The sequence below is a fragment of the Bradyrhizobium sp. NBAIM18 genome (genome assembly GCF_020193825.1).
Classification (GTDB): Bacteria; Pseudomonadota; Alphaproteobacteria; order Rhizobiales; family Xanthobacteraceae; genus Bradyrhizobium; species Bradyrhizobium yuanmingense.
Genome location: NZ_JADYVO010000014.1, coordinates 23831 through 48486, shown reverse-complemented (window position 1 = coordinate 48486; position 24656 = coordinate 23831). Strand labels below are relative to the sequence as shown.

Below are 24656 nucleotides of genomic sequence, written 5' to 3'. Positions count from 1 at the left end.
CGCCATGTTCGACCTGAACGAACTCGAGCGCGCACATGCGATCGTGGGGCAGGCGGTGCCGGCGACGCCGGCGCATGCTTGGCCGTTGCTCAGCCGCCGGCTCGGCACCGCGGTCGTGGTCAAGCACGAGAACCACACGCCGACCGGCGCCTTCAAGGTGCGTGGCGGCCTGGTCTACCTCGATCGGCTGAAGCGAGAGCGGCCGAACGTGCCGGGCATCATCTCGGCCACCCGCGGCAATCATGGCCAGAGTCTTGCTTTCGCGGCGCGGCGTCACGGCGTGCCCGCCGTGATCTATGTGCCAAAAGGCAATTCGGTTGAGAAGAACCATGCCATGCGCGCGTTCGGCGCCGATCTGGTCGAGCACGGCGACGATTTCCAGCTGGCGCGCGAAGAAGCCGGGCGCCGCGCGCAGCTCGAAGGCCTGCACATGGTGCCGTCGTTCCACCCTGACCTCGTGCTGGGGGTGGCGACCTACGCACTGGAACTGTTCCGCGCGGTGCCGGATCTCGACGTGCTCTACGTTCCGATCGGGCAGGGCTCCGGTATCAGCGCCTGCATCCTGGTGCGCGACTTGCTGGGCCTGAAGACGGAGATCATCGGTGTGCAATCGACCGAGGCGCCGTCATATGCACTTTCGTTCGCGGCCGGCAAGGTCGTAACGACCGAGACCAGTGATACGCTGGCCGATGGCGTGGCGACACGCTTTCCGGACGCGGAAGCTGTTGCGCTTGTTTGCAAGGGCGCCTCGCGGATCGCCCAGGTTACGGACGATGAGATCGCGCTCGCGATCCGCGCCTATTGGACCGACACGCACAATCTCGCCGAAGGCGCTGGAGCTGCCGCGCTGGCGGCGGCGCTGCAGGAAAAGAGCAAGCTGAAGGGCAAGCGCGTCGGTCTCGTGCTGTCCGGCGGCAATATCGATTTCGATCTGTTCCGCCGTTGGGTCGGGACGGACGCGCCGGCGACGGCGTGACGGAGAGACAAGAGGGGACGACAATGAACCAGCCCGCATCCGCCTATTTCATCGAGGACCGTCACGATCCCAACGAGACGCATACGCTTGCGGTGCTCGTGCAGAACGAGCCGGGCGTGCTCGCGCGCGTCATCGGCCTGTTCTCGGGGCGCGGCTACAACATCGAGAGCCTCACGGTCTCGGAGACTGAGGCCCAGAAGCATCTGTCGCGGATCACCATCGTCACCACGGGCACGCCGATGGTGATCGCGCAGATCAAGAACCAGCTCGACCGCATGATCCCGGTGTACCAGGTCGTCGACATGACCCAGACCAAGCGCTCGATCGAGCGCGAGTTGGCGATGGTCAAGGTGCGCGGGCAGGGCGAGCATCGGGTCGAGGCGCTCAGGCTGGCGGATGCGTTCCGCGCCCGTGTGATCGACGCCACCACCGAGAGCTTTGTGTTCGAGATCACAGGCAATACGGACAAGATCAATCAATATATCGATCTGATGCGCCCGCTCGGCCTCGTCGAGGTGTCGCGCACGGGTGTTGCCGCGATAGGTCGCGGGCCTGAAGGGATGTGAGCCATGTTGGCGCGCGACTGGTACTACAACGAGCGGAACCGGATGGGGATCGAGCCCGCTGTGGCCTCGATCTACGACAACCATGACGATGCCGATCTGCGCGCGCGCGCCGCGCTGAAGATGCTCGGGGTCCAGCGCGGCTGGCGCATCGCCGATATCGGCTGCGGCAACGGCGTGCTCGCCACCGAAGCGGCGTTGATGGGGGCCGACGTCGACGCCATCGACATTTCCCCGGCCATGCTGGCGCTCGCCGAGATCTACGCCCGCGACCGCAAGGCGCCCGTGCGCACCCAATCCGCCGGCCTGCTCAGCTTCGCCTACCGGCCGGAATCCTACGATCTCATCGTGAGCGAGTTCACGCTGCACCACCTGCCGGATTTCTGGAAGGCGGTGGCGATGTCGCGGATTTTTCGCGCGCTCAAGCCCGGGGCGACATTTTATCTCCGCGACATCGTTTACTCATCGATGCCCGACGCGATCGAGCGTGACGTCGAGCAATGGGCCGACTTCCAGATCAAGAACCACGATTTCTCCCGCGAGGGCGTGGTGACTCACATGCGCGATGAATATTCCACCTTCGGCTGGGTGATGGAGCGGATGCTGACCGACGTCGGCTTCGCCCTGGTCGCGGCCGACTACCACGCGCCGATGCACGGCACGTATCTGCTGCGGAAACCGAAAGCCGGCGAGCAAGGCTAGACCAGAACAACAAACAGGGCTGCGAGACAAAGCAGAACCGGAAACAACAATGAAGCCGGCCGACATCCTCATCGCCGTCATGGTGGCGATCATCTGGGGGCTTGCCTTCGTGGCGAGCCGGATCGCGCTCGACGAGCTGTCGCCGGAGCTGATGACGGCGTTGCGCTTCACCATCGCTGCGGTGCCGTGCCTGTTCATTTCCAAGCCGAAGATCGCCTGGTCACTGCTGATTGCGATCAGCTTCACGCTGTTCCTGGGTCAGTTCCTGTCTCAGGCCTATGGTATCGCCCACGGCGTGCCGGTGGGTTTGACCTCCGTCGTGGTGCAGAGCCAGGCGCTGTTCACGATCGGCTTTGCCGCGCTCGCGTTCGGTGAGCGGCCGACGCCGGTGCAGACTCTGGGGATCGTCGTTGCCGCGGCGGGCCTTTTGATGATCTGCGGCACCGTCGGCTATGATTTCAGCGTCGGCGCCTTCGCGGTTCTGATGGTCTCGCCGCTCAGCTTCGCCATCGGCAATCTGTTGCTGCGCGGCGCCCGCGGCGTGCCGATGTTCGATCTCTTCGCCTGGCTCTGCCTCGCCTCGGCCGTGCCGCTGTTCGTGCTGGCGCTGATCGCCAACGGACCGGCGCCGACCTGGACGTCGCTGACGCACATGTCGCTCGCGTCAGCGCTCTGCATGCTGCTGCTCGGCGGCATTTCCACCAGTATTGCCTATTGGCTCTGGGGCCGCCTCCTGCGCGACTATCCGGCTGCGCAAGTCGTGCCGTTCGCACTGCTGGTGCCGTTCGTGGGCTCGGCGGCCTCCAGCATCGTGTTCGGCGAACGGTTCGGGCCGCTGCGCCTCGCCGGCATGCTGACCGTGATCTTTGGGATCGCCGTGATGGTGCTGGCGAAGCGCCCGCAAGTTCTACCGAAGACTGCGTGAGGGTGATGATGACGTACTCGCTGCTCTACGCCTTCCTCGTCTTCATGGTCGTGATGTATTTCACGCCTGGGCCGAACAACATCATGCTGCTGTCCTCCGGCCTGACCTACGGCTTCCGGCGCACCATCCCGCACATCGTCGGCATCGTGCTCGGTTTCGCCTTCATGGTCGCCGCGGTCGGCCTCGGGCTCGGCTCCGTGTTCCTGGCCTATCCGATCCTCCAGACCATCCTGAAATATGCCGGTGCCGCCTATCTGATCTATCTCGCCGCTGTGATCGCCATGGCCGGTCCGGCCAAGCCGGGCGAGGAGAATGGCCGCGGCCCCATGACCTTCTGGGGCGCGGCCATGTTCCAGTGGATCAATGCCAAGGGTTGGGTGATCGTGATCGGTACCATCACTGCCTATGCGGCGATCGCCCAATTCCCGCTCAACATCGCCATTCAGACCGTGATCAGCCTCGTCGTCGGCACGGTCTCGACGGTGGTCTGGGCGCTATTCGGTACCGCATTGCGGCCGGTTCTGACTTCCGAGCGGCTGGTCCGCGCCTTCAACATCCTGATGGCGATCCTGCTGCTGGCCTCCCTCTACCCCGTTTTCATGGATGCATGATGTCGCGGATTTCCATGCAGAAACGGGTTTCCCTCAGGGCTGAAAATGCTCTAGACAGCCCCCGAAATCCGCAAATTTCACCCTTCGGACACTGACCATTGGCCGATTTCGGCCCTGAACGAGGAAACGACCTATGCGTGTTTATTACGATCGCGACGCCGACCTGAACCTGATCAAGGGCAAGAAGGTCGCCATCGTCGGCTACGGCAGCCAGGGTCACGCCCATGCGCTCAACCTGAAGGATTCCGGCGTCAAGGAAGTCGCCATTGCGCTGCGCAAGGGTTCGGCTTCGGCGAAGAAGGCGGAAGCCGCCGGCTTCAAGGTGCTGGAAGTTGCGGAAGCTGCCAAATGGGCCGACCTCGTCATGATGCTGACCCCGGACGAGCTCCAGGGCGACATCTACCGCGAGCACTTGCACGACAACATGAAGAAGGGCGCTGCCCTGGTGTTCGCGCACGGCCTCAACGTTCACTTCAACCTGCTCGATCCGCGTGCCGACCTTGACGTGCTGATGATCGCGCCGAAGGGCCCCGGCCACACCGTGCGCTCGGAATATCAGCGCGGCGGCGGCGTGCCCTGCCTGATCGCAATTGCGAAGGACGTCTCGGGCAACGCCCACGACCTCGGCCTGTCCTACGCCTCCGCCATCGGCGGCGGCCGCGCCGGCATCATCGAGACCACGTTCAAGGAAGAGTGCGAGACCGACCTGTTCGGCGAGCAGGTGGTGCTCTGCGGCGGCCTGGTCGAGCTGATCAAGGGCGGCTACGAGACCCTGGTCGAAGCCGGCTATGCGCCGGAGATGGCCTATTTCGAGTGCCTGCACGAAGTGAAGCTGATCGTCGATCTGATCTATGAAGGCGGCATCGCCAACATGAACTACTCGATCTCCAACACCGCCGAGTACGGCGAGTACGTCACCGGCCCGCGCATCATCACCGACGAGACTAAGAAGGAGATGCGCAAGGTTCTGGCCGACATCCAGGGCGGTAAGTTCGCCCGCGACTGGATGCTCGAGAACAAGGTCAACCAGACCTCGTTCAAGGCGACCCGTGCCAAGCTCGCCGAGCACCCGATCGAGGAAGTCGGCGCGAAGCTGCGCGACATGATGCCCTGGATCAAGAAGGGCGCGCTGGTCGACAAGAGCAAGAACTGACGTCTGCGCCGTCATTCCAGGTTCGCGCTCAGCGCGCGCCCCGGAATGACGAGCGAAATTCAAGCTTCGCTCGCCAAGCCAAATCTTGGACCTTGGCGGCTATGGTCGAGCGAGATCGCAAACAGCGGTCTCGCTCTTTTCGTCTCGGCGAGACATCGCTCTCTCATTCTTTCCGCGGCCTGAAGCGCAGTTGAGCGGCTCGGCTCCTGCCAAATACGGCGTCGCATCAGCCCGCCGGGACGGTCTGCCCACGCGGATCGCGGGCCATCGCAATCATGCGCAGCGCCAGCACGATGAGCAGCGGAAGCAAGAAGGCGGCATAGAGCGGCATCGTCGGCACGCGCTTGCCGAACGAGACCATGAACTGGAGCCAGAGGTAATAGCCGCCCACAAGGTGCAGGGCCCGCCAGGCGCGCGGGCCGATCAGTGCGGCGGTGCGGTCGAACGATGTCGCGCCCATTGCGATGATGAAGCCGTAGCCGATGCCGCCGAAGACGTAGGAGGCTGCCGAGGTGGCCTCGGCAAATCCGGCCGGATCCATCCCGGCAAACGTCATGATCGCCGCCGCGTGGATGGCGTGGGAGGCCGCGAAGCTGAGGCCCAGATAGCGACGGTTGCGCTTCTGCCAGCGCGTCCAGGCATTGGGCCACAGCCGCGCCAGCGCCGCGGCGCTGAAGGCGAGGCAGAACAACAGGAGCGAGCTTCGCGCCGTGAAGCGGATCACCGTGCGAACGCCCTCGACCTCGAACTGCCGCATCGAGGCGATCCATAGGCTGAGTGCGACGAGGCTCACGCAGAGAACGGCCAGCAGGCGCCAGCCTTCGAGCCAGCTTCGACGTTCGGACATGGCGATCTCCTCCCTATGTAATCATCGATTACATTTGGCGTTAAAGGCGCCGTCAACGGTGTAATCATTGCTTACATTCACGTTCGGGTGAGGCTAGAAAGATCCATGCCTGTCCATCAGCCGTCCAAGCCACGCGCCCGCCGCCCTGCCACCGAAGCCCGGCCGTACCATCACGGCGACCTCCGCCGCGTGTTGATCGATGCTGCGCTGCAACTCGCAGCGGAAGGCGCCGAAGTCTCGGTGCGGGAGGCCGCGCGCCGGGCCGCGGTCTCGCCGGGGGCGCCGTTCCGACACTTTCCCAACCGCGATGCGCTCATGGCGGCCTCGGCCGAGGAGGCGCAGCGGCGCTTTCGCGCCGAGATCGATGCGGCGCTGCGCGAGGCTCCGGCCGCCGACCCGCTCGCCCGCTTCCGCGCCTTCGGTCTCGCCTATTTGCGTTGGGCCATGCGCAATCCCGCGCATTTCGAGATCATCTCGACCGGGCGCTATTTTGCCCATGGCAGCTCGCCGGACCTGACACGAGACAACGCCGAGCTGATCGCGCTGACGGAGCAGATGCTGGTCGACGCGGCAGAGCAAGGCCTGCTGCGGTCGGCCGACCTCAAGCGTATCCAGATCGCCGGGCGCGCCCTCGTCTACGGTTTCGCCCGCATGAATCTCGACGGCCATTTCCCGCGCTGGGGCGTCGGGGAGGGCGAGATCGAGCGGATGGCGGAGGGGGTGATCGACCTGTTCATCGCAGGTATCGCAAAGCCCTAGCGGGCCAGCGGCTCTGGTCGATGCCGTACGGCGCAGCCCGCTAACATTAAGCGAAGGTCGGACCGCGCCGCGCGTTGCCTCTCCTTGACCATTCCGTTACAGTTTTATGACACGGTGCAGGCTTCCGGCTGCTCCGGACGCCCTGGCTGTTTTTGGGTCGGCCAGCCAGGCTTGGCATCACCGCGCCGGACCAGAAGTTGCGTGTCGTCGATGGCGTCCGCGCCGAATCCAGGTCCTTCTGCCACGACGGCCGTGCTGGCGAGCGTCGCCGCGCTCGGCATCTGGCGGCTGCTCGCGGTTGCAGCGCCGCATCTGGCGGCACTCGCCCTGATGTACGAGACCGAGACCGATTTCGGCTCGCGCCTGTCCTTCGCGCTTGCCTGGGGCATCCTCAACTTCTTCTGGATCACGCTGCTGCGTCGCCCCGCGCTGTCGGGTGCGCTGTCGCTGACCATGGTGGTCGTGCTGGTGCTGCTGTCGCGGCTCAAGCACGACGTCGTGCAGATGACGGTCAACTTCATCGACCTGATGATGATCGACGGCGACTCCGTCGCGTTCCTGTTCACGATCTTCCCGAACTTGCGCTGGTCGGTGATCCTGGCCGGTCTGGTCACGCTGCCGCTGATGTATGCGCTGTGGTGGCTCGATCCGTTCCGCATCCGCCGCCTGCCGGCGCTCGCCTGCAAGCTCGCCTGCCTTGCCGCCCTGGTCTGCTATTCGCTCTATCACCCGGACGAGGCCTGGCGCGGCTATTACGACGACGGCTATCTCTCGAAATTCTTCCGCTCGGGCGTCACGGCCGTCTCCGATTTTGCGCAATACGGCTTCATGGAGGCGTCTGCTTCGACCGGCGAGCGGCTCAACATGCCGCTGGTCGATGCCTGCCACCCGGCTGGCCGCCGGCCCAACATCATCATGATCCATGATGAATCGAGCTTCGACATCCGCGCCGCCCAGGGCATCAAGGTGCCGCCGCGCTATGGCGACTATTTCAAATCGTGGGACGGCAAGCAGCGCACGTTCCTCGCCGAGAGCAATGGCGGGCCGAGCTGGTTCACCGAGTATAACGTGCTCGCAGGGCTTTCCTCGCGTTCATTCGGCCGCTTCGCCTATTTCGTCACGCGCATCGCCTCGAACCGGGTCGAGCGCGGCCTGCCGCTGGCGCTGCGCCGCTGCGGCTATGACACGCTGTCGCTCTATCCCGCCCATGGCGGCTTCATGGGCGCGCGCAGCTTCCAGATGACGACGGGAATCGAGCGCTTCCTCGATTCCAAGGATCTGGGCGCCAAGGGTGTCGAGCCCGACAGCTTCTTCTACGACAAGGCGCTTCAGCTGATCGGCCAGCAGCCGCCGAACAAGCCGCTGTTCGCCTTCATCTATCTCGGTGCCAACCACTTCCCCTGGGAGACCCGCTTCCGTCCCGATCTGCTGCCGAATTGGCGCGCGCCGGGCAATGTGCCGTCCATCGATGAATATCTGCGCCGCCAGACCATGAGCGCAGAGCAGTACAAGGCGTTCGTTGCCGGTTTGAAGAAGACCTTTCCCGGCGAGCCATTCCTGATCGTGCGCTACGGCGATCATCAGCCGGAGTTTGCGGCTGCCATCCTCGAGCCCGGGCTCGACGAGGGCGCCATCGGCAAGAAGCTCGACGCCTACGATCCGCGCCTCTACGCGACCTATTATGCCATCGACGCCATCAATTTCGAACCGGTCGGAAGCCAGGCCGTGATGGACACGATTGACGGTCCCTATCTGCCGCTGGTGGTTCAGGAAGCCGCCGGCATCCCGCTCGATCCGTCCTTTGCCGAGCAGAAGGAGATCATGCTCCGCTGCAAAGGCATCTTTTACGGCTGCAAGGATGGCGCCGAGGCGCGGCGGCTGAACCGGCTGCTGATCGACGCGGGGATGATCCGGGGGCTGTAGCCTCTCGCTTGGATCGCGGACGCAACTCTTCGACCGTCACCCCTGAGGTGCTCATCAAGCGGCGGCGGACCTACTGCTTGATCTTCTCCCACAACCACTTCGCCACAGCATCGGGCGATGAATTCGCATCATTGCCGCTGGCGCGCAGGTTCGCCTCGCGCATGGTGGCGATGTCGATCTTGCCGAGCAATGGCTTGAGCGCCGCCTGCAGTCGCTCGTCTCCGGCGCGCTTCGGCGCGAGCAGCAGGATCGCGTCGTAGGGCGGGATCGCGTGTTTGGGATCGTCGAGCGCTGTGAGCTCGTATTTGGCGATCAAGCCGTCGCTGGTGTAGCCGGCGATGACGTCGACCTCGCCGCTGGCCACGGCCGCATACATGAAGTCCGGCTGCATCTGGCGCTGGGCGCGGAACTGCAGCCCATAGGCCTTTTGCAGCGCTGCCCATTCGGGGCGCGAGAAGAACTCGTAGTCGCCGGCAATCGACAGCGTGGCCGCATGTGCGGCGAGATCGGCGACGGTTCGGATGCCGAGCGCATCGGCGCGTCGTCTTGGCATCACCAGCGCATAGGCGTTCTCGAAGCCGAGCTCGCCGAGCAGGGTGATGTCGTCCTTGGCGAGCGCCGTCTTCAATTCCGCCACCAGTTCGGCGCGCGGCTTGATGTCGGTGCGATGCAGCTGGTTGGCCCAGAGCGTGCCGGAATAGTCGACATAGAGATCGATGTCGCCGGCCTTCAGCGCCCCGAAGATCACGCTGGAGCCGAGGCCGGAGCGTGCGGTCGCCGAGAGGCCCGCCGCCTTGAGGCGGTCCCTCATCAATGCCGACAGGACATATTGCTCGGCGAAGGTCTTGGCGCCGACCACGTAGCCTGACGACGAGCGCCCCATGGTCGGCACCAGCGTTGCTGCAACCAGCGCCGCGATTCCGAGCGCCCCGAGGCCGCTGCGCGCGCGGCTGCGGCGGCGCAGGCCGCTCTCGATCAGGCCGAGCAACTGGTCGACTGCGAGCGCGAGCAGGGCGGAAGCCATGCAGCCGAACAGCACGAAGACCCAGTTCTGGGTCTGGAGGCCGGCGAAGATGTAATTGCCGAGACTGGTCTGCCCGATTGGCGTCGACAGCGTCGCGGTGCCGATCACCCACACCGCCGCGGTGCGGATGCCGGCCATCATCACCGGCAGCGCGAGCGGCAGCTCGACGATCAGCAGCGATTGCCGCGCGGTCATGCCGACGCCCTCGGCAGCCTCGATCAGCGCGGGATCGATGCCGTTGAGGCCGGTGATGCCGTTGCGCAGCACCGGCAGCATCGAATAGAGCGCCAGTGCCAGCATCGCCGGCAGGAAGCCGAACGCCGAAAAGGATATTCCGAACCAGGCCAGCGTGACGGAAGCAGCCAGCAGCAGCAGCGGATAGAACAGCGCGAGCAGCGCCAGCCCGGGTACGGTCTGCACGATGCTGGCCAACGCGAGCAGGATGCCGCGTGGCGCCGGACGGTTGCGCGTCAGGATCGCCAGCGGCAGGCTCACGGCGAGGCCAAGCGCGAGGGCGGCGAGGCTCACCCGCACATGGTTGCCGAGGTAGTCCGGCAGATGCGACAGCGCCTCGCCCCAGCGCGGATCGGTGAAGAGGCTCATGCCGCACCGCCCATCGGCAGCAACGCATTCAGCCGCTCGACCTGGCGCCGCGGGGTACGCAACAGCTCGAGCACGTACTCGTCGCTGCTGCTCGAGAGCTCCGCAGCCGTACCCTGTGCGAGCAATCGTCCGCCGCGCATCACTGCGATGCGGTCGGCGAGCAGGATCGCCTCGGTCATGTCATGGGTGATCATCACGGTGGTCAGGCCGAGCTTGCGGTGCAGCGCGCGATAATCGTCGCCGAGCGCATCGCGGGTGAGGGGATCGAGCGCGCCGAACGGCTCGTCCATCAGCACGATGCGGGGCCTTGCCGCGAGCGCCCGCGCCACGCCGACGCGCTGGCGCTCGCCGCCGGAGAGCGCCTCGGGCAGCCGGTCGCGATGCGTTGCGCGGTCGAGCTGCACGAGCTCCAGCAGCTCGTCGACGCGGCCTGCAACGGCCGCAGCCGGCTCGCCGAGCAGCTTCGGCGTGATGCCGATATTGTCGGCGACGCTCAGATGCGGAAACAGCCCGCCGCTCTGGAAGACGTAGCCGACCCGGCGCCGAAGCGCGACCGGATCGACATTCCGCACGTCCTCGCCTTCGACGGTGATGGTGCCGCTGTCGGCCTCGATCAGCCGGTTGGCGAGCCGCAGCAGCGTGGTCTTGCCCGAGCCCGAGCCGCCGACGATCGCCACAAACTCGCCCGCGGCGATGTCGAGCGACACGTTATCGACGGCTGCAAGGGAGCCGAAGCGCTTGGTGACGTGCTGGTAGCTGATCGCCAGCTTGGAAGACATCGTGGGAGAGCTCTCTTTTCTTTTATGCTCCCCTGGAGGGGGAGGGTCGATCGCGCGCAGCGCGAGCGGGGTGGGGTAATCTGTCCACTCGGGCACTGCCTCTGTGGAGAGACTGTCACCCCACCCCGTCTCACATTTCGCTGCGCTCATGTGAGCCGACCCTCCCCCTCCAGGGGAGGGTAAGAGCGCGGCAGAACGACATGCGTAGCACGCCCGGCGCCTCGATTGAACTTGGCCGCACGAGCGGCTAAGGCATCGGCCTGAGTTGGAGGAAGCACATGACGACGCCCACGGCAGTGGCGCTGGAAGATGCCAAGGTTGCGTTCCGGCTGGGGGACGGCCGGGTCTATACGGCGGTGGAGAAGGCCCATCTCGCGGTGGCACAGGGCGAGTTTGTCGCCATTGTCGGGCCCACAGGGTGCGGAAAATCGACGCTGCTCAACGTCGCGGCGGGCCTGCTCAAGCCCGCCGCGGGCAGCGTCAGGATTTTCGACCAGCCATTGGCGGGGCTGAATCGGGATGCCGGCTATTTGTTCCAGGCTGATGCGCTGTTCCCCTGGAAGACTGCGCTCGACAATGTCGCGATCGGACTCGAGGTCAAGGGCACGCCGCGCGCTGAAGCCTTGTCGCAGGCGCAAAAATGGCTGACCGCCGTCGGCCTCGGCGCCTTCGCGAACCGCTATCCGCACATGCTTTCGGGCGGCCAGCGCAAGCGCGTGGCGCTGGCGCAGGTGCTGATCCGCGATCCGAAGATCCTGTTGATGGATGAGCCGTTCGGGCCGCTCGATGCGCAGACGCGCCAGGTCATGGGCAATCTGCTGCTCGATCTGTGGAGTGCCGACCGCAAGGCCGTGCTGTTCGTCACCCACGATCTCGAAGAGGCCATCGCGCTCGCCGACCGCGTCGTGATCATGTCGGCGGGGCCATCCTCGCGCATCATCGGCGACTGGCGCGTCGGCCTGGCCCGCCCGCGCGACATTTTCGAGGTGCGCCTCGACAAGGAATTCCATGCGCTCCATCGCGAGATCTGGAGCGTGCTGAAGGACGAGGTGATGAAGGGGTACGCACAGTCCACTCAGGCGGCGGAGGTGGTCTGATGTCGCGCACGACGCTGTTTGCGCTGCAGATCCTGGTCGCTGTCGTCGGCTTGGTGCTGTGGCAGGTGCTGTCGACCGTTCCCGTGTTCGGCAAGATCCTGCTGCCGCCGTTCTTCTTTTCCAACCCGTTGGACGTGTTCAGCCAGATCGTGAAATGGTTCGCCTCCGGCGTGATCTGGAAGCACCTCGGCATCACCCTCGCGGAATCGATCCTCGCCTTCGTGATCGGATCGCTTGGCGGCGTCCTGGTCGGCTTCTGGTTCGCGCGCCAGCCGCTGGTCGCCGCGGTGTTCGACCCCTATGTGAAGATGGTCAACGCCCTGCCGCGTGTCGTGCTGGCGCCGATCTTCGCGCTGTGGCTCGGGCTCGGCATCTGGTCCAAGGTCGCGCTCGGCGTCACCCTGGTGTTCTTCATTGTCTTCTTCAACGTCTATCAGGGCGTCAAGGAGGTCAGCCGGACCGTGCTCGACAACGGCCGCATGCTCGGCATGAGCGAGCGGCAGCTGATGCAGCATGTCTATTGGCCGTCGGCGCTGTCGTGGATGTTCTCGTCGCTTCATACCTCCGTCGGCTTTGCCGTGGTCGGCGCGGTGGTCGGCGAATATCTGGGATCGGCGGCCGGGCTCGGCTATCTGATCCAGCAGGCCGAGGGCATCTTCGATGTCGCCGGCGTGTTCGCCGGCATGTTCGTGCTGTCGGCCTTCGTCATCCTGATCGATTTCGGCGTCACCTTGGTGGAGCGGCGCCTCCTGGTGTGGCGGCCGGCCGCGTCGGACGGGCGGGGGTAGGAAGCAGGTCTATTTGATCGCGTCGATGCGATCGCGGACGTGTGTTGGGCACCGCTATTGCGCCGAGGGGCTGATGGCCAGCCCGCTCAGGCGGAGCTTCTCAAGCCAGGCCCGCTGCTCTATGGTGCCGGCGGCCGAACGGAGGAAACCAATGAAGAACACGATTGCCAGGCTCGCCGGCGCACTGCTCGCGCTGACGCTCACCACCTCGCTTGCCGCGGCGCAAAGCAAGGTCACCATCGCGGTCGGCGGCGGCTCCTGCCTGTGCTATCTGCCGACGGTACTGGCCAAGCAGCTCGGCGAATACGAGAAGGCCGGCGTCAGTGTCGAGCTCGTCGACCTCAAGGGCGGCTCGGATGCGCTCAAAGCCGTGCTCGGCGGCAGCGCCGACGTGGTCTCCGGCTATTTCGACCATTGCGTCAACCTCGCCGCCAAGAAGCAGGAGCTGCAATCCTTCGTGGTTTACGACCGCTATCCCGGCCTCGTTCTGGTGGTCGCGCCCTCGCGCACCAACGACATCAAGTCGGTCAAGGATCTCGCCAACAAGAAGGTTGGCGTCAGTGCGCCCGGCTCCTCCACCGACTTCTTCCTGAAATATATGCTCAAGAAGAACGGGCTCGATCCCACCAGCGTCGCCGTGATCGGGGTGGGCCTCGGCGCCACTGCGGTGGCCGCAATGGAGCAGGGCCAGATCGACGCGGCGGTGATGCTCGATCCGTCCGTGACCGTCCTGCAGGGCAGCCACAAGGATCTGCGTATCCTCTCGGACACCCGTACCCAGAAGGACACGCTGGAGACGTTCGGCGGCGAATATCCGGGCGGCGCGCTGTATTCGACCGTGGCCTGGATCAACGGCCATGAGAAGGAGGCGCAGGCGCTCACCAATGCGATCCTCGCCACGCTCTCCTGGATCCATTCGCATACGCCGGAGGAGATCATGGCGAAGATGCCCGAGCAAACCGTCGGCAAGAACAAGGACCTCTATCTTGCCGCACTGAAGAATACGATCCCGATGTATTCCGAGACCGGCAAGATGGACCCGAAGGGCGCCGACGCCGTGCTTGCAGTGTTCAGCGTCGGCTCGCCCGAGGTGGCGAACGCCAAGATCGACGTCAGCAAGACCTTCACCAACAAATTCGTCGAGCAGGCCAAGAAGACAACGGGGAGTGCCAAATAGCCGACGCCATGGCGTGATATCAGGCGTCATGACGTCACCGGTCATACATCGCGTCGCGACGCTCGATCTTGCGGTGCGGCCGATCGTGTGGCCGTTCGCCGAGGAACGGCGCGCCGAGATCGCGGCGCATTTCGCCGAGAAGCAGCGCGAGCGGCCGAAAATCTGGAACGGCCGCATCCTGCTCGGGCGCGACGCCGTGTTCGACGACGGTCACCTGACGGCGACCTATTTCGAGACGGATTTCGCAAGCTTCCTCGCCTGGCGCGACTGGGGCTTTCCCGACAAGGCCGTGTTCAACGGCTTCGGCATGGGCGCGCTGCGCGCCTCCGACGGCGCCTTCATCATGGGCGAGATGGCGCCCCACACCGCCAATGCGGGCCGCATTTACTTCCCTTCGGGAACGCCGGATCTCGACGATGTCAGGGACGGCGCGCTCGACATTCCCGGCAGCGTCGTCCGCGAGGTCGGCGAGGAGACCGGCCTGACCGCGACCGACTATCGGATCGAGCCGGGCTGGCATTGCGTGGTCACGGGCCCCACGATCGCGATGTTGCAGGTCATTAACCTGGACATTCCGGGTGATGTGGCTCGCGCCCGGATCGAAGCCACCCTTGCGCGCGAGACCGAGCCGGAGCTGTCCGCTATTCACCTCGTGCGCGGGACCAGCGATCTCAGGCCGTCCATGCCGCGATTTGTCACGGCCTTCGTCGAGCAGCAGTTCGCAGCCCGCTGATGCGCGAGGCTTGACATCGCCGCGCGCAGCCCATGTGATGGGCCGAAGAATTGCACCAAGAATGCAATGCACAAATCGTCCAGGGAGGTTTTGATGCGCCTGCGCATGGCTGCCCGCTTGGTACGGGGGCTGTTGGTCGCGATATCAGCGACGGGCTTGGCGGTGTCTGCCGCGGCCCAAGAGAAGAAGCTCAAGATCGGCGTCATCTACGATCTGACCGGCCCGCTCGCCGGCGGCGGTTCGGAGCTGCAATATACCGGCGCAAGGATCATGCTGGATCAGTACAGCGCGAAAGACGTCGAAGGCTACAAGATCGAGGCGATCTATGCCGATGCTCAGAGCAAGCCGGATATCGCCATCAATGAAGCGATCCGTTTGATCGAGCAGGAAAAGGTCGACATGCTGCTCGGCTTCTTCTCCTCGGCGCAATGCGTGCCGGTGGCCGCGCGGGTCGAGCAGCTGAAGAAGTTCATGTGGATCACGACATGCATTTCGTCGGCGGTGCTGGAGAACAAGAACTACAAATACGTGTTTCGCCCGCAGGCCTCCGGCGACCAGTTCGGCATGATGACGATGGACTTCATCGCGCAGAATGCGAAGGAAAAGCTGGGCAAGGACCCGAAGGACCTGCGCGTCGCCATCATCCACGAGGACGGCGCCTACGGCGTCGACGTTGCCAAAGGCAACGAGGCCGGTGCCAAGAAGGCCGGTTTCAACATCGTGCTCAGAGAGGGCTATTCGGCGACGGCCCCGGATCTGTCTGCGTTGGTCACCAAGCTGAAGCGGGCCAAGCCGGATGTGGTGTTCCATACCGGCTATAATCCCGACATCACCTTGTTGCTCCGGCAAGCCCGCGAGCAGGGGCTGAAGTTCGGCGCACTGGTAGGACATGGCGCCGGCTACGGGGTCTATGAGAAGTTGAAGGAAGGCCTGGGCGCCGACGTAAACTACGTCTTCAACACCGATCCGATCTCGATCTGGCTCGCCAACCAGAAGAGCATGGATCCGAAGCTACCGCCGATCATCAAGGCGGTCGGCGAGGAGTTCGACAAGCGCAAGCCGGGTGTCGCCATCCGTTCGGCCCATGTCGGCATGGCTGCGTCCAACACCTATTTGTTCCTGAACGACGTGCTGCCGCGAGCGATCAAGAAGTATGGCGGCGTAGATCCCGATTCCCTGCGCAAGGCAGCACTGGACACCGACATACCCGAAGGCGGCACCATGCTCGGCTTCGGCGTCAAATTCCACGGCGAGGGTTCGCCAATGGCCGGCCAGAACGAGCGCTCGTTCCCGGTCGTGATCCAATACGTCGACGACAAGTCCTATGTGGTGTGGCCCAAGAGCCAGGCGCAGCGCGAGGCCGTGCTGCCGCTGCCCAAGGGCACCACCTACAGCAACCAATAGCGGGGTTCTGCGGTGTTGGAAGTCAGCGGATTGGTGAAGCGGTTTGGCGGCTTCACCGCCGTGAACAACGTCTCGTTCCGGGTCGATCAGGGCGAGATCCTCGGCCTGATCGGTCCCAACGGCTCGGGCAAGAGCACGATCTTCAACATGCTGTCCGGCACGCTGGCGCCGACCTCCGGATCGATCCTGTTCGCCGGGCACGAGATTGCGGGCCTTGCGCCGCACCGGATCATCAACAGCGGCATCGGGCGGACCTTCCAGATCCCGCGGCCGTTCCGCCGCCTCAGCATTTTCGAGAACGTCGCGCTTGCCGGCTTCTACGGCCAGGGCCGCCACAGCCGCGCCAAGGCGGAGGAGGCGGCCGAGCGGTCGCTGGCGATGGTCGGCCTGCCGACCGACCGCCATGCTAGCGTCGATGGGCTTGGCGCAGCGGGGCTGAAGAAGCTGGAGCTGGCGAAGGCGCTCGCCACCGCGCCAAAGCTATTGCTCGCCGACGAGAGCCTCGGCGGTCTCGACGAGGCCGAGATGGACCAGGCTGCGGACATGCTGCGCAACATCCGCGACGAGCTCGGCATCACCATCATCTGGGTCGAGCACATCATGGGTGTCCTGATGCGAGTCGTCGACCGCGTCATGGTGCTCGATCACGGCGAAAAGATCTCGGAAGGCCTGCCGAGCGCGGTCGCCGGCGATCCGCGCGTCATCGAGGTCTATCTCGGCACCGACGCCGAGACCACGCAGGCCGCGGCCGCCGAAGCGCGCCGCCGCGCAGGGGGCTAGGCGATGCTGGAGCTTCGCGGCCTCAATGCCGGCTATGGCACCTTCCAGGCGCTGTTCGACGTCAACCTCGACGTGAAGGCCGGCGAAGCCGTCGGCGTGATCGGCCCGAACGGTGCCGGCAAGACCACCCTGATGCGCGTCATCTCCGGCCTGATCCGTCCCTCGCGCGGATCGATCAGGATGGAGGGCGTCGACCTCGTCGCGACACCGTCGCACAAGATCGTCAGCCTCGGCATTGCGCATGTGCCGGAGAACCGGCGGCTGTTTCCGCAGCTCACGGTCGACGACAATCTCAAGATGGGCGCCTTCATGAAGGAGGCGCGGGACCAGTACGCCGAGCGGCTGGAGGTGGTGTTCGACCTGTTCCCCCGCCTGAAGGAACGCCGTCACCAGATGGCCGGCACCATGTCCGGCGGCGAGCAGCAGATGTGCGCCATCGGCCGCGCGATGATGTCCAATCCGAAACTGTTGCTGCTCGACGAACCCTCGGCGGGGCTCGCGCCGGTGGTGGTGCAGCAGGTGTTCGAGTTGGTGAAGCGGATCCGCGCCAGCGGGCTGACGGTGCTGATCGTCGAGCAGAACGTGCAGCAGGTGCTGAAGGTGGTCGATCGCGCCTATTTGATCGAGGCGGGCACGATCCGCGCGTCCGGCACCTCGGCCGAGATGCTGGCGAGCGACACGGTCAAGGAAGCTTATCTCGGGGTGTGATGGGCATGCAGGCGTTCCTGGACATATTCGACATCTACCTGCTGGAGGCCGTCATCAACGGCATCCTGCTCGGCGGCGTGCTGGCGCTGCTCGCGCTCGGGCTCAACCTGATCTTCGGTGTCATCGACGTGACCTGGATCTGCTACGCCGAGCTCGTCATGATCGGCATGTACGGCATGTATTTCATGGTGCAGTATTACGGTGTCAGCTATTTCGTCGCCGCCCCGCTCACTATCCTGCTGGTCGCCGTGCTTGGTGCGGCGCTGCACTACCTCGTTATTGCGCCGCTGCTGACCGCGCCACCGATCAACCAGCTGCTCGCGACCGGCGGGGTGCTGTTCGTGCTGCAGAGCTTTGCCACCGTTGCCTTCGGCATCGACTTCCGCAATCTCGGCATCCGCCTGCCGGTGCTCGCCTTCGGCGACATGAATTTCAGCTACGCACGACTGCTTTCGTTCGCCGCCGCGCTGGTCGGCATGGTCGCGGTCTATCTGTTCATGACGCGTACCTTCACCGGCACTGCGATCCGTGCCATCTCGCAGGACCGCCAGATCATGGCGCTGATGGGCGTCGACACCAGGCGGATCTACCTGATCACGTCGGCGCTCGGCGGCGCGCTCGCCGGTCTCGCCGCCTGCCTGCTGGTGCTGCAATACGACGTTCATCCCTTCGTCGGCCTGTCGTTCGGGCCGATCACCTTCCTGATCTGCGTGCTCGGCGGCCTCGGCAATTTCATCGGCGGCTTCATCGCCGCCTTCGTGTTCGCCGAGATCATCTCGCTCGGGGGCCTGTTCTCCGACCTCGAATGGGGCTATGTGCTGGCCTTCGCGTTCTTCATCGTCATGATGTTCATCCGGCCCGCGGGCCTGCTTACGAGGCGCCGATGATGGGGCAGGGGCGGCTTGCTGCATGGGGCGTGGGGCTGGCGGCGCTGGTCGCGCTGCCCTTCGTCTATCGCGATCCCTATCATCTGCACATCCTGGTGCTGATCCTGATCTGGTCGTTCGCCTATACGTCCTGGTCGATGATGGGGCGGTTCGGCCTCGTCTCGCTCGGCCATGGCGGCTTCATGGGGATCGGCGCTTACGTCACTGCGCTGTTGTGGAATCACGCAGGACTGTCGCCCTGGATCGGCATTCCCATCAGCATGGCGGCGGCCGGCGCGCTGGCGATGATCGTCGGCTATCCCTGCTTCCGCTTTCGCATCACAGGGCATTATTTCGTGCTGGTGACGCTGGCGCTGTCAGGCATCGTGCTCCAGGTCATCACCGCGACGCGCGACTATACCGGCGGCTCGCTCGGCTACACCCCGAACCGCGCGTCCGGCAACAGGCTGCTGGCGCTGCAATTCGACGACAAGACCACCTGGTACCTGATCGCGCTGGCGGTTTGGCTGTTCGGCATCGTGGTCTGGCACTGGGTCGACCGCAGCATGGCGCGTTATGCGCTGGAGGCGATCTCCGAGGACGAGGACGCCGCGGCTGCGGCCGGTGTCGACGTCACTGCCGAGAAGCTGAAGATCACGCTGCTCAGCGCGCTGATGACGGCTTTGGCGGGCGCGATCTACTGCCAGTACCAGATGTTCATCACGCCCGACACGGTCAGCGGCATCGCGGTCTCGCTGCAGATGGTGTTCGCCGCGATCGTCGGCGGGCTGTTCGTCTCGCTCGGTCCGACCGTCGGCGCCATCATCACCATCCTGCTGGCGGAAAGCTTGCGCATCGGTTTCGGCACCAAGGCGGTCGGCTGGGACAACCTCGTCTACGGCGTGCTGCTCGTGCTTTTCATCATATTCCTTCCCAAGGGCATCCTTGGTAGCTTGCTCGACCGATTGAAGTTGCAACGCAAGGTGCCCCGCGCTCATGAGCAAAAAGCCGTCCAAGTCGCTCGTCCAGGAGCTTGACCGCTACATCACGCCGTTTCGCTACGATGGCTCGGGCAAGTTTCACCTCAAGGACCACAAGACCGACGAGAAGGGCGATCTCGACAAGGAGAAGGCGCAGGCGATCCTCGATGCCAACAAGAAGCGGCTGATCGCGTTTCAGGAGAAGCTCTACGCCCAGGACCGCTGGTCGTTGCTGATCGTATTCCAGGCCATGGACGCCGGCGGCAAGGACTCCGCGATCAAGGCGATCTTCGAGGGCATCAACCCGCAAGGGTGCGAGGTCACGGCCTTCAAGGCGCCGAGCAGCAAGGAGCTCGACCACGACTTCCTCTGGCGTCATGCGGTCGCGCTGCCCGAGCGCGGCCATATCGGCATCTTCAACCGCTCGCATTACGAGGAATGCCTGGTGACGCGCGTGCACCCGGAGATTCTCGCCAAGGAGAAGCTGCCGCCAAGGCTCGTCACCAAGAACATCTGGAAGGAGCGGTTCGAGGACATCTCCGCCTTCGAGCGCTATCTCTGCCGCAACGGCACCGTGGTGCTGAAGTTCTTCCTCAACATCTCCAAGGAAGAGCAGCGCGAGCGCTTCCTCGCGCGGCTGGACGATCCGGCCAAACAGTGGAAGTTCTCCATGGACGACATCAGGGAGCGTGCGCTGTGGCCGCGTTACCAGGCGGTCTACCAGGACATCGTCCGGCACACCGCGACCTCCCACGCGGCCTGGTACGTCGTGCCCGCTGACCACAAATGGTTCGCCCGCGTCGTGATCGGCTCGGTGATCAATGCAGAGCTGGAAAAGCTCGACCTGCGCTTCCCCCGCGCCGACAAGGCCTCGCTGGAGGAGTTCAAGCAGGTGCGCAAGGCGCTGGAGAAAGAAGGGACGGGAGGCAAGAAGCAAGCAAAGTGACAGCCGGCGGGACCACGAACTGCAAGAACGTCAACTTCGCGCTCCAGGGCGGCGGCGCGCACGGCGCCTTTGTGTGGGGCGTGCTCGATCAGGTGCTCGAGGACGGCAGGCTCGCGATCGAGGCGATCAGCGCGACCAGTGCCGGCGCGATGAATGCGGTGGCGATGGCCTCGGGCATGGCGCATGGCGGCGCGGAGGGCGCGCGGGAGAGCCTGCACGCGTTCTGGTACGAAGTGTCGCGCATGGACATGGCGTACGATCTGATGTCGCCGCTGAACCAGTGGATCCAGGCCCTGAAGCTGCCGCCGGAATATCATCCGGTCCACGCCTTCATCCATACGCTGACGCACACGCTGCCGCCGAACCTGCTCAATCCCTTTCATTTCAATCCGCTTCGCGCGCTGCTGCAGCGCGTGATCGATTTCGACCGGCTCAATTCCTCGCCCGAGGCGCCGCAGCTGTTTCTAAACGCCACCAACGTCCGCACCGGCAAGATCAAGGTGTTCCAGAGCCCGCTGCTCACGGCGGAAACCGTGCTCGCCTCGGCCTGCCTGCCGCCCTATTTCCAGGCCGTCGAGATCGATGGCGAGCATTACTGGGACGGCGGCTATCTCGGCAATCCCGCGATCTATCCGTTGATCTACCGCAAGGGCAGCCACGACGTCGTCATCGTGCAGGTGACGGCGATCCGGCGCGACGAGCTGCCGGCCAGTGCCGCCGATGTCCTGCACCGCATCAACGAGATCAGCTTCAATTCGTCCTTGATGCGGGAGATGCGTGCGGTCGCCTTCGCCACCCGGCTGATCGACGACGGCGAGCTCGACAGCAACAGGCACAGCCGCATGTACATGCATTGGATCGGCAACGACGCGCTGATGTCGCAGCTCGGCACGGCCACGCAGTTCCACCCCGAATGGAGCCTGTTGTGCCGGCTGCGCGATGAGGGCCGCGCGGCGGCGCGCAACTGGCTGGCGCGAAACTTCGACCAGATCGGAAAGGCGTCGACGGTCGACCTAGCGGAGATGTTTCTCTAGGCGACGGGGGCCGGCCATCGACAGAAAGTGCGAAAACAACCCCATGCACAGTAGCCGGGCATAGCGGAATCAATGGCTTATCGGCCTTCATCATCGCGATGCGGATTTTGCGAAATTCGTTTGCATCGTCGGGCAAAACAGGGGCATAACGTCACCATGCCGGCTGCCTTCGGAAATCCCTCACTTCGCCCGGAAGCGCTTGACACAACGGGCCTTCGCGGGAACCCGGCTCGTCAAATGTGATCGTCAGATGATTGATCTGGCTTGACAGTTTTGCGACGCAGGAGGAGCATCATAGCGGTCGCAAACAAGCGACGCGCAACGTCCACCTCATGAGCAAGGGGAGGTCTATGACACCACCTCCGCAAATCCAGCCGCGTTAATTGCGATGGAGCTCGTTCGGACTATCGCATAGCGGCGGAAACCGCGAACGGCACGCCGGGACAAGGTTTAGCGGGCTGCATCAGTGAGGCAAAGCCCCTACCTTCCCGGCGCTGTATTTTGATCGTGTCGGATGGCCGTGAAGGCCGCCGCACCAATTTTTTTGACACCCCGCTCGTCTCAATCCTGCTGGTTGATCCGCAAACGGTCTTTGCGCGCGCTGACGGGACGTCAGCTCCCGATCCTGCGCTGCGGCAAATGCCAAGAGAATGTCGTCCCAAAGGCCAACTTCCGACACAGGCGGGGGGCGAATAGCGCCGATCCGACATGACGGATGTGCTTCGGCGGGGCGGCCACGCTACCTGCGAGCACATTCACTTTTCCAGGGAATCTGCGTGTCGCAAAAGCTTGTCCCGGCGCTTCTCGCCGCTCTTTTCCTTGCGATCTCTTCTCTCTCCTGCGCCCGCGCCGATGCGCCGGCCGCGAACGGTGCCGCGGCGCTATCGCCTGACGAGGCGAAGCGTGCGTTGGACACGCTTCAGGACGACAAGAAGCGCGCGCAGATGATCGATACGCTCCGTGCAATCGCCAACGCGTCTGGTCCGCAACAGGCCGCGCCGCAGCCGAATTCGCCGATCCCGCTTTCGGCCGACGGCCTCGGTGCGCAGCTCATGCTGACGGTCTCGGAGGAGATCGGCGAAATCTCGCGTGAGATCGCCGGCATCGCGCGGACGCTCACGCATTTTCCGGCGTTCTACTACTGGATCGTGCGCACCGCGAACGATCCCGCGGCTTACAATCTTCTGATCGAGATCGCCTGGAAGCTTGCGCTGGTGCTCGGCTGCGCCCTCTTGGCCGAATGGGTGATCTTCCGCCTGATCCGCCGGCCGGTCGCGTTCCTGGAGGGACGCGTGCCGCAAACCGCGCGCCTGCCGGCACCCGCGTTGCCGCTAGCCGATCCGCCATCGTCAGTCGCCGACGTTACGCCTGCACCTGAAATGCAGGAGCGACGCCACAGCCTTGCGCGGGTCTGGCAGATCATGCTGCGCCTGCCCTTCGTGTTCGGGCGTTTCGTGCTCGAGCTGCTTCCCGTGCTCATCTTCGTCGGCGTCGCCACCGCGCTGCTCGGGACGGAGATTGGAGAACCGACAACCGTCCGCCTCGTGATCCTCGCCGTCGTCAACGCCTATGCGTTCTCGCGCGGGCTCATCTGCCTGGTCCGGGCGCTGGCGGGGCCGTTCGGCTTGTTTCCGGTGCGCGCGGAGACCGCCGCCTATGTCGAGATCTGGGCGCGCCGTATCGTCGGCGTCGGCATCTCCGGCATCGCCTTTGCCAATGTGGCGCTGCTGCTCGGCCTGCACCGCGCCGGCTACGCCGCGCTGCTGCGCATGGTGATGCTGGTCGTGCACCTCTTCATCGCCGTCATCATCCTGCAATGCCGCCGCCAGGTCGCCGATGCCATCCGCGCGCCGGCCGAGCGGCAGGGGATCGCGGCTCGTTTGCGCAACCGCATCGCCGGCGGCTGGCACTATCTTGCCATCGCGCTCGACCTCGCGCTCTGGGCGGTGTGGGCGCTCAACATCCGCAACGGCTATTCGCTGCTGCTGCAATATTTCGTCGGCACCATCGCAGTGGCGCTGATCGCACGTGTCGTCATCATGCTGACGCTGAGCCTGATCGACCGCGGCTTCCGCATCAAGCCGGAGATCCTCCAGCGCTTTCCCGGCCTCGAGATCCGCGCCAACCGCTATCTGCCGCTGCTGCGCAGGATCGTATCCGGCGTGATCGCCTTCATCGGTTTGGTGGCGGTGCTCGAGGTCTGGGGCGTGGACGCGATCGTCTGGTTCTATGGCGGCCAGATCGGCAGCCGGCTGATCTCGGCCGTGGTGACCATCGGCCTCGCCGTGCTCATCGCTGCGGCGATCTGGGAAGCCAGCAATGCGCTCCTGGACCGCCAGATCAATACGCTGTCGCGGGACGGGCACTATGCCCGCGCCGCGCGGTTGCGCACCTTCCAGCCGATGCTGCGGACCGCGCTGCTCTGCCTGATCGCGACAATCGTCGGCCTCACCGCGCTGAGCGAGATCGGCGTCAATGTCGCCCCGCTGCTGGCGGGCGCCGGCATTGTCGGCATTGCGATCGGTTTTGGCTCGCAGAAGCTGGTGCAGGATCTCATCACCGGCCTGTTCCTGCTGTTGGAGAATACGGTGCAGGTCGGCGACAGCGTCAGTGTGTCCGGGCTGTCGGGCGTCGTCGAGAACGTCTCGATCCGCACCATCCGCCTGCGCGCGGGTGACGGCGCCGTGCACATCGTGCCGTTCAGCGCGGTCACGACCATCACCAATGCCAGCCGCGGCGCCGGCAACGCTTCGGTCAGCGTCAACGTCGCCTACAAGGAAGACACCGACCGCGCCGGCCAGATCCTCAAGGACATCGTCGACGAGATGCGCCGTGAAGCGGATTTCCGCGCGCTCATCCGCGGCGACCTCGAGCTGTGGGGCGTCGACAAGGTCGACGGCGCGATGGTGTCGATCGTCGGCCAGATCCGCTGCACCGAGGCCGGCCGCTGGCCGGTCCAGCGCGAATTCAACCGCCGCATGAAGCTGCGCTTCCAGCAGAACGGCATCGAGGTCGCATCGTCGGTGCAGACTATCCTGATGCACATCGCGCCGCCGGCGGACAGCGCTGCCAATCTGACGCCCCGGCGGGCGGCGGGATAGACGGGCGATCCATATCAGTTCTTGGCGGCGGCCTGAGCGCCCGCCTCGTCCTTCGAGACGGCGCTACGCGCCTCCTCAGGATGAGGCTAATCGGCGTCGGTGCCCGTTGATCCTGATGTCGCGCACTCCGTCCTCATCCTGAGGGCCCGCCAACAGCGGGCGTCTCGAAGGATGGCC

The 24656-nt window shown here is 64.7% G+C and carries 23 protein-coding genes; 20 read left to right on the top strand and 3 right to left on the bottom strand.

Features of this window, described 5'->3' with window-relative positions; translation table 11 throughout:
- Positions 1 to 4: 4 nt before the first annotated feature.
- The 6 genes from I6F17_RS26055 to ilvC all read left to right on the top strand — a co-directional run bounded on the left by I6F17_RS26055 (position 5) and on the right by ilvC (position 4930).
- Positions 5 to 976, top strand: coding sequence for a threonine dehydratase (locus I6F17_RS26055; protein ID WP_225131731.1), 972 nt, complete (start codon positions 5 to 7; stop codon positions 974 to 976).
- Between the two features lie 23 nt (positions 977 to 999).
- Positions 1000 to 1542: an acetolactate synthase small subunit gene (ilvN, locus tag I6F17_RS26050; protein WP_018640841.1), complete on the top strand. Its 543-nt coding sequence runs from the start codon at positions 1000 to 1002 to the stop codon at positions 1540 to 1542.
- A gap of 3 nt (positions 1543 to 1545) precedes the next feature.
- Positions 1546 to 2241 carry a class I SAM-dependent methyltransferase gene (locus I6F17_RS26045; RefSeq protein ID WP_225131730.1) on the top strand — a complete coding sequence of 232 codons (696 nt, stop codon included), beginning with the start codon at positions 1546 to 1548 and terminating at the stop codon, positions 2239 to 2241.
- A 49-nt stretch (positions 2242 to 2290) separates the two neighbouring features.
- On the top strand, positions 2291 to 3166 hold the full coding sequence (locus I6F17_RS26040) for an EamA family transporter (protein WP_225131729.1): 876 nt from the start codon (positions 2291 to 2293) through the stop codon (positions 3164 to 3166).
- Positions 3167 to 3174: 8 nt separating this feature from the next.
- Entirely contained in the window at positions 3175 to 3777 is a 603-nt protein-coding gene (locus I6F17_RS26035; protein ID WP_036006650.1) for a LysE family translocator, read from the top strand.
- A gap of 133 nt (positions 3778 to 3910) precedes the next feature.
- On the top strand, positions 3911 to 4930 hold the full coding sequence (ilvC, locus tag I6F17_RS26030) for a ketol-acid reductoisomerase (protein WP_036006621.1): 1020 nt from the start codon (positions 3911 to 3913) through the stop codon (positions 4928 to 4930).
- Positions 4931 to 5156: 226 nt separating this feature from the next.
- Here ilvC and I6F17_RS26025 read toward each other — a convergent pair whose 3' ends face one another.
- A complete protein-coding gene (locus I6F17_RS26025; protein WP_128263130.1) occupies positions 5157 to 5777 on the bottom strand; it encodes a hypothetical protein in 621 nt (206 codons plus the stop codon).
- A 105-nt stretch (positions 5778 to 5882) separates the two neighbouring features.
- Here I6F17_RS26025 and I6F17_RS26020 point away from each other — a divergent pair, with 105 nt between their 5' ends.
- Together I6F17_RS26020 and I6F17_RS26015 are read left to right on the top strand one after the other, a co-directional pair.
- Positions 5883 to 6536 (top strand): TetR/AcrR family transcriptional regulator, encoded by a 654-nt coding sequence (locus I6F17_RS26020; protein ID WP_225131728.1) that lies wholly within the window; start codon positions 5883 to 5885, stop codon positions 6534 to 6536.
- Positions 6537 to 6746: 210 nt separating this feature from the next.
- Entirely contained in the window at positions 6747 to 8459 is a 1713-nt protein-coding gene (locus I6F17_RS26015) for a sulfatase-like hydrolase/transferase (RefSeq protein ID WP_225131727.1), read from the top strand.
- A gap of 70 nt (positions 8460 to 8529) precedes the next feature.
- Here I6F17_RS26015 and I6F17_RS26010 read toward each other — a convergent pair whose 3' ends face one another.
- A complete protein-coding gene (locus I6F17_RS26010) occupies positions 8530 to 10086 on the bottom strand; it encodes an ABC transporter permease/substrate-binding protein (RefSeq protein ID WP_225131726.1) in 1557 nt (518 codons plus the stop codon).
- Positions 10083 to 10865, bottom strand: coding sequence for an ABC transporter ATP-binding protein (locus I6F17_RS26005; protein ID WP_225190450.1), 783 nt, complete (start codon positions 10863 to 10865; stop codon positions 10083 to 10085). The genes I6F17_RS26010 and I6F17_RS26005 overlap by 4 nt, the downstream gene beginning before the upstream one ends.
- Positions 10866 to 11143: 278 nt before the next feature.
- On the opposite strand from I6F17_RS26005, the gene I6F17_RS26000 reads away from it, so the two are divergent.
- From I6F17_RS26000 to I6F17_RS25945, 12 genes are all read left to right on the top strand, one after another.
- Positions 11144 to 11962, top strand: coding sequence for an ABC transporter ATP-binding protein (locus tag I6F17_RS26000; protein WP_225132242.1), 819 nt, complete (start codon positions 11144 to 11146; stop codon positions 11960 to 11962).
- A complete protein-coding gene (locus I6F17_RS25995; RefSeq protein ID WP_036006641.1) occupies positions 11962 to 12750 on the top strand; it encodes an ABC transporter permease in 789 nt (262 codons plus the stop codon). The genes I6F17_RS26000 and I6F17_RS25995 overlap by 1 nt, the downstream gene beginning before the upstream one ends.
- Before the next feature lie 151 nt (positions 12751 to 12901).
- Positions 12902 to 13927, top strand: a complete 1026-nt coding sequence (locus I6F17_RS25990; RefSeq protein WP_225132241.1) for an ABC transporter substrate-binding protein — start codon at positions 12902 to 12904, stop codon at positions 13925 to 13927.
- Positions 13928 to 13955: 28 nt separating this feature from the next.
- Complete coding sequence (locus tag I6F17_RS25985) at positions 13956 to 14660, top strand: NUDIX hydrolase (protein WP_225132240.1); 705 nt, start codon at positions 13956 to 13958, stop codon at positions 14658 to 14660.
- 93 nt (positions 14661 to 14753) lie between these two features.
- A complete protein-coding gene (locus I6F17_RS25980) occupies positions 14754 to 16064 on the top strand; it encodes an ABC transporter substrate-binding protein (RefSeq protein WP_036037487.1) in 1311 nt (436 codons plus the stop codon).
- Between the two features lie 12 nt (positions 16065 to 16076).
- On the top strand, positions 16077 to 16844 hold the full coding sequence (locus I6F17_RS25975) for an ABC transporter ATP-binding protein (protein ID WP_036037489.1): 768 nt from the start codon (positions 16077 to 16079) through the stop codon (positions 16842 to 16844).
- Between the two features lie 3 nt (positions 16845 to 16847).
- Positions 16848 to 17552, top strand: a complete 705-nt coding sequence (locus tag I6F17_RS25970) for an ABC transporter ATP-binding protein (protein WP_225132239.1) — start codon at positions 16848 to 16850, stop codon at positions 17550 to 17552.
- A gap of 5 nt (positions 17553 to 17557) precedes the next feature.
- On the top strand, positions 17558 to 18439 hold the full coding sequence (locus I6F17_RS25965; protein ID WP_225190449.1) for a branched-chain amino acid ABC transporter permease: 882 nt from the start codon (positions 17558 to 17560) through the stop codon (positions 18437 to 18439).
- Entirely contained in the window at positions 18436 to 19455 is a 1020-nt protein-coding gene (locus I6F17_RS25960; RefSeq protein ID WP_036037494.1) for a branched-chain amino acid ABC transporter permease, read from the top strand. The genes I6F17_RS25965 and I6F17_RS25960 overlap by 4 nt, the downstream gene beginning before the upstream one ends.
- Complete coding sequence (locus tag I6F17_RS25955; RefSeq protein WP_225131802.1) at positions 19415 to 20344, top strand: polyphosphate kinase 2 family protein; 930 nt, start codon at positions 19415 to 19417, stop codon at positions 20342 to 20344. Before I6F17_RS25960 ends, I6F17_RS25955 begins: the two co-directional genes overlap by 41 nt.
- Positions 20341 to 21378: a patatin-like phospholipase family protein gene (locus I6F17_RS25950; protein ID WP_036037497.1), complete on the top strand. Its 1038-nt coding sequence runs from the start codon at positions 20341 to 20343 to the stop codon at positions 21376 to 21378. The genes I6F17_RS25955 and I6F17_RS25950 overlap by 4 nt, the downstream gene beginning before the upstream one ends.
- Positions 21379 to 22154: 776 nt before the next feature.
- Positions 22155 to 24479: a mechanosensitive ion channel domain-containing protein gene (locus I6F17_RS25945; protein ID WP_225131803.1), complete on the top strand. Its 2325-nt coding sequence runs from the start codon at positions 22155 to 22157 to the stop codon at positions 24477 to 24479.
- Positions 24480 to 24656: the final 177 nt, after the last annotated feature.